The sequence below is a fragment of the Pseudoalteromonas sp. GW168-MNA-CIBAN-0100 genome, from assembly GCF_040309225.1.
GTDB lineage: Bacteria > Pseudomonadota > Gammaproteobacteria > Enterobacterales > Alteromonadaceae > Pseudoalteromonas > Pseudoalteromonas arctica.
Genome location: NZ_JBEOOL010000505.1, coordinates 1 through 278 on the forward strand (window position 1 = coordinate 1; position 278 = coordinate 278).

The 278-nt window shown below is 39.6% G+C and carries 1 protein-coding gene; it reads left to right on the plus strand.

All coding sequences use genetic code 11. From position 1 onward, the window contains the following. The coding region (locus AAEY62_RS22175; RefSeq protein WP_502935550.1) for an OmpA/MotB family protein at nucleotides 1–278 on the plus strand (278 nt) is incomplete at both ends.

Below are 278 nucleotides of genomic sequence, written 5' to 3' on the forward strand. Positions count from 1 at the left end.
CCAGTAATATTGAGCAAAAACACCTTGGCAAACCACTCGATAGTTTGTTGGCTAAGCTGCAATCGTCATTAATAGATGAAATACGCGATGGTGAAGCAAGTTTAGAACTCAGCCAAGATTGGCTGATCATTGAGCTTAGTTCTGGCATGCTATTTTCAAGTGGCAGTAGTGTAGCGCAAGTTCGAGCTAAGCAAGTTGTTAAAATAATTAAAGATATAATTGCTCCGGTAGATAACTATATTAGAGTACGCGGCTATACTGACAACCAAACCATAGGT